Here is a 4,560-nt window from a genome sequence, read left to right as displayed (position 1 = left end):
GCCGGCGACAGTCCGGTGCGGCGATCATCGCCGAGCACACCCGCCTGGCCGACGACATCGCCGCCGCCGATCTCGTCGTCACCGGTGAAGGCCGGTTCGATGAGCAGTCGTTGCGCGGCAAGGTGGTCGGCGCTTTGTCTGCCTCGGCGCGCGGCCGGCAGGTGCCGGTGCTGGTGCTGGCCGGTCAGGTCTGTCTGGACCGCCTTGCGTTGAGCTCGGCGGGCATTTTGGCCGCGTTCGGGGTGGCCGACTACGCGGGTTCAGTGCGGCTGGCGCTGGTCGACGCCGCGAATCAGCTCATGGGCTTGGCAGGCGAGGTGGCGGCGCGACTCGGGAATAGCGCCCCGACAAGGTACCTTTGATTAAGTGTGCTGCAGCGGGCATCAGGCCGCAGCGGCCCATCGAGCGATTAGGCATACAGGGGAGAAGCAATGACCGTTCAGGGCGAGTCGACCGCCAAGACCCACGGCGTGATCTTGACCGAGGCCGCTGCCGCCAAGGCGAAGTCACTGCTGGACCAGGAAGGACGCGACGACCTGACGCTGCGCATTGCGGTCCAGCCGGGCGGCTGCGCGGGCCTGCGCTACAACTTGTTTTTCGACGACCGCACCCTCGACGGTGACCTGACCGCGGAGTTCGGTGGCGTCACGTTGACCGTTGACCGGATGAGCGCGCCGTACCTGCAAGGCGCATCAATCGACTTTGTCGACACCATCGAGAAGCAGGGCTTTACCATCGACAATCCCAACGCCACGGGTTCGTGCGCCTGCGGCGACTCGTTCAACTGAGCAGCCGGCGGCTAGTAGCTGCCCGCCGTTCGCAACACGTACGAACACACCAGCACCTGACCGTGCTGGAACAGTAACTGCGCGAGTCCCTGCACCTTGTCACGCGAGGGTCCGCCCGTTGCGGGCCGGACTCGCATGGTGAACAGCACCTGGGCCTGATAGTTCGACCAGTAAACGATCTTGTCGATCGAGGTGACCTCCGCCTGGGAGAACTGCTTGCGGAACGCGTCGCTGCTGAGTTTGGCCAGTGCCTGGTCGGAGCGACGATCCCGCACCGCGTCATAGATACCGCACAACGTGTTGCGGGCGATGGTGTCGATGTCGCGGTTCTCCAGCGCATCCAGATAACCCTGGATCGCCGTCTTGGCCGTGGTCTCGGATAAGACTCCTCCAGCAGTGGACCTATTCTCGTGCGTCCCGAAGGCGATCGCGGCCGTCATCGCCGCGACCAGGGCCAAAGCCAGTACACCGCCAACGACCCATCGGCGGCGCTGTCGTCTCGGGTAGGGCACCGGTGGCGGCAACCCGCCCGGGTAGGCGGCTGACGGAGGCGCTGCTTCGGCCGCCGGCGGGCCGGCGTAGGCCGGTTGAGGGGGAATCGGCTGACTGGGATGGGGTTCCCTGTAGGGCGGTCCTTCGGCGCCGACTCCGTGATTCGGCGAATGCGGACCGGCCATCGATAGTTCTCCTACCGTCGTGACGGGGCGACGAATGTCGCCGACAGCGTTCGGGTTCCGGTGAGCTCCCTTGGCAGGCTAGCGCACGCCTGGCCGCTGGCCGGGAGGTCCCGGTGGCGGCTAGCCTGAGTAGTCTTAGCTAGCCGAGCTTAGAAAATGAAGGGTGGTGTTTTCGTGACGATTGCGGTGACCGGTTCGATTGCAACCGACCATCTGATGCGGTTTCCGGGCCGGTTCTCTGAGCAGTTGTTGGCCGAGCACCTGCAGAAAGTGTCGCTGAGCTTCCTGGTTGACGACCTGGTCATCCACCGCGGCGGTGTGGGCGGAAATATGGCCTACGCCATAGGCGTGTTGGGCGGGGACGTTGCGCTGGTCGGTGCGGCCGGCGACGACTTCACCGACTATCGCGACTGGCTGGAGGCGCACGGCGTCAATTGCGACCACGTGCTGATCTCGACGACGGCACACACCGCGCGTTTCGTCTGCACCACCGACCGGGAGATGGCCCAGATCGCGTCCTTCTACCCGGGCGCGATGTCGCAGGCGCGGGAGATCTCGCTGGGCGACGTGGTATCGGCGATCGGCACTCCTGAGCTGGTCATCATCGGAGCCAACGATCCGGACGCCATGTTCTTGCACACCGAAGAGTGCCGCAAGCTTGGTCTGGCATTTGCCGCCGACCCGTCTCAGCAGCTGGCGCGATTGAGTGGCGCAGAGATCCGCAGGCTGATCAACGGTGCCACCTACCTGTTCACCAACGACTACGAGTGGGACCTGCTGTTGTCGAAGACGGGCTGGTCGGAAGCCGACGTGATGGCCCAGGTGGGGCTGCGGGTGACCACGCTGGGCGCCAAGGGGGTCGACCTCGTCGACCCGGATGGCGGCGTGGTCCACGTCGACGTGGTGCCCGAAACCAGCCAGGTCGATCCCACCGGGGTGGGTGACGCGTTTCGGGCCGGTTTCCTCACCGGCCGCAGCGCCGGGCTGAGCCTGGAGCGTTCGGCCCAGCTGGGCTCACTTGTTGCAGTGCTGGTGCTGGAGTCCACCGGTACCCAGGAGTGGGATTGGGACCGCGAGACCGCCGTGACACGGCTGGCCGGCGCGTACGGCGACGACGCCGCCCGCGAGATCGCCGCCGCGCTTAAGTAGGGCTCGCCGTTAGACCTGCACGGGGTAGTGCGGTTCTTTGATCTGCGGTACGACACTGTGCTCGACGAAGATCGCGTGCCAGAGCATAAAAACCAGCACCGTCCATAGTCGGCGACCGTGATCACTTGTCCCGCAGCGGTGCTCGTCGAGCATCCGACGCACCGCAGCGATGTCGATGAGCTGACCGGCCTGCGAGGAGTCCACCATCGCATACGCCCACTCCAGCAGTTCGCCAGCGCGCAGCCAGTGCCGGATCGGCACAGGGAAGCCCAGTTTGGGCCGATTGAGCACGTGGGCCGGCACGATCGGCTCCAGCGCACGCCGCAGCGCGTATTTGGTAGTCGTCCGGGTGATCTTGGCCTGCACCGGTAACCGGGAAGCGACGGCGAACACCTCGGGGTCGAGGAACGGCACCCGCAGCTCCAGCGAGTTGGCCATCGTCATCTTGTCGGCCTTGACCAAGATGTCGCCGCGCAGCCAGGTGAACAAGTCGATGTGCTGCATGCGGGCGACCGGATCCCATCCCGCCGATTGGGTGTACAGCGGGGCGGTGACGTCGGTGTGGGTCCACTCCGAACGGAAGTCTGGCAGCACGGCCCGCAGTTGCTCGTCGGAGAAGCTGCGCGCGTTGCCGTAGTAGCGTTCCTCGAGCGTCAACGATCCGCGGTGCAGCAAGCTCTTGCCGCGCATGCCCTCTGGCAGCGGCTTGGACACCTTGCCCATCGAGCGCCGCAGCGGTCGCGGTAAGTAGTCGAATGGCTTGAGCGACAACGGTTCCCGGTAGATCGTGTAACCGCCGAACAGCTCGTCGGCGCCCTCACCGGAGAGCACCACCTTCACATGCTTGCGTGCTTCGCGGGCCACGAAGAACAGCGGTACCAGGGCCGGGTCGGCCACTGGTTCGTCGAGATACCAGACGATCTCGGGCAACGCGGCAACGAACTCGCTCGGGCTGACCACCTTGGCCACGTGCCGCGCCCCGATCGCTTCGGCCGAAGCCACGGCGACGTCGATCTCGGAAAAACCCTCCCGCTGGAAACCGGTGGTGAAGGTGATCAGCCGCGGGTTGTGCCGGATGGCCAGTGCGGCGATCGCGGTGGAGTCGATGCCGCCCGACAAGAACGCGCCGACGGTGACATCGGCGCGCATGTGCTTGGCCACCGAGTCCTCCAGGACCGCAGTGATCTCGTCGTAGCGGGCCTGCTCGGTGTCGCGGGTGATGGGTTCAGGGTTGAACCGCGGCACGAAGTAACGGGTGACCTCCGGTTCGGGCTGGTCCAGACGGATGCGGGCGTAGCACCCCGACTCCAGGCGGCGCACTCCGCGGGTCAGCGTCTCCGGCTCGGGCACGTACTGCAACACCGTGTAGTGCTGCACGGCCCGCTGGTCGATGCCGGGGTCGAACCCGATCAGGTCAGCCAGATCCAGCAGGCATTTCTTTTCGCTGGCGACCGCGGTGCCGCCGGCGCCGCTCGCCATGAACAGCGGCTTGATGCCGAAACGATCACGGGCGCAGAACAACTCGCGGCTGACGGTGTCCCACAGCGCAAAGGCGAACATCCCCCGCAACCGCGCCAGTGCGTCGACGCCCCAGTGGTGGTAGGCGGCGATGATCGCTTCACCGTCGCCGTCGGTGGCGAACACGGCGCCATAGCTGGCAGCGAGTTCTGCGCGCAGCTCAAGGTAGTTGTAAATTTCGCCGTTGAACACCAGCACATACTGGTCGGGCGACTCGGGCGGCCCCCACCACAGCGGCTGGTGCGAATGCGCGATATCGATGATGGACAGCCGATTGAAGCCGAACACGACAGCCCCGCCGGGATCGGTCCACGTCCCCGGCTCGTCGGGGCCGCGGTGACGCATCAGGTGCGACGCGTCGGCCACGGCGCCGGCCGCGCCGCCGGCGCTGCCGGCGGCGGCACCGACGAAGGCCAGCAGTCCACACA

At 66.2% G+C, this 4,560-nt stretch carries 5 protein-coding genes; 3 read left to right on the top strand and 2 right to left on the bottom strand.

From position 1 onward, the window contains the following. The coding region (locus ACFE99_RS22980) for a glycerate kinase (protein ID WP_375488881.1) at positions 1-362 on the top strand (362 nt) is incomplete at its 5' end. Positions 363-431: 69 nt separating this feature from the next. After that, positions 432-788, top strand: a complete 357-nt coding sequence (locus ACFE99_RS22975; RefSeq protein ID WP_083090105.1) for an iron-sulfur cluster assembly accessory protein — start codon at positions 432-434, stop codon at positions 786-788. Between the two features lie 11 nt (positions 789-799). On the opposite strand, the gene ACFE99_RS22970 is transcribed toward ACFE99_RS22975, so the two are convergent. Then, positions 800-1,465, bottom strand: a complete 666-nt coding sequence (locus tag ACFE99_RS22970; protein ID WP_375488878.1) for a hypothetical protein — start codon at positions 1,463-1,465, stop codon at positions 800-802. A gap of 174 nt (positions 1,466-1,639) precedes the next feature. Here ACFE99_RS22970 and ACFE99_RS22965 point away from each other — a divergent pair, with 174 nt between their 5' ends. Beyond that, positions 1,640-2,614, top strand: coding sequence for a carbohydrate kinase family protein (locus tag ACFE99_RS22965; RefSeq protein ID WP_375488876.1), 975 nt, complete (start codon positions 1,640-1,642; stop codon positions 2,612-2,614). Between the two features lie 9 nt (positions 2,615-2,623). On the opposite strand, the gene asnB is transcribed toward ACFE99_RS22965, so the two are convergent. Continuing rightward, positions 2,624-4,560: asparagine synthase (glutamine-hydrolyzing) (gene asnB / locus ACFE99_RS22960; RefSeq protein WP_375488874.1), on the bottom strand; the 1,937-nt coding region annotated here is incomplete at its 5' end.

Origin of the sequence: uncultured Mycobacterium sp. (genome assembly GCF_964249325.1) — a bacterium.
GTDB lineage: Bacteria > Actinomycetota > Actinomycetes > Mycobacteriales > Mycobacteriaceae > Mycobacterium.
This window is presented reverse-complemented; position numbering and strand designations above follow the sequence as displayed.

What these genes read in the sequence shown, in the direction of transcription:
- ACFE99_RS22975 (WP_083090105.1), top strand. Translation starts at nt 432, where the DNA reads ATGACCGTTCAGGGCGAGTCGACCGCCAAGACCCACGGCGTGATCTTG.
- ACFE99_RS22970 (WP_375488878.1), bottom strand. Translation starts at nt 1,465, where the DNA reads ATGGCCGGTCCGCATTCGCCGAATCACGGAGTCGGCGCCGAAGGACCG.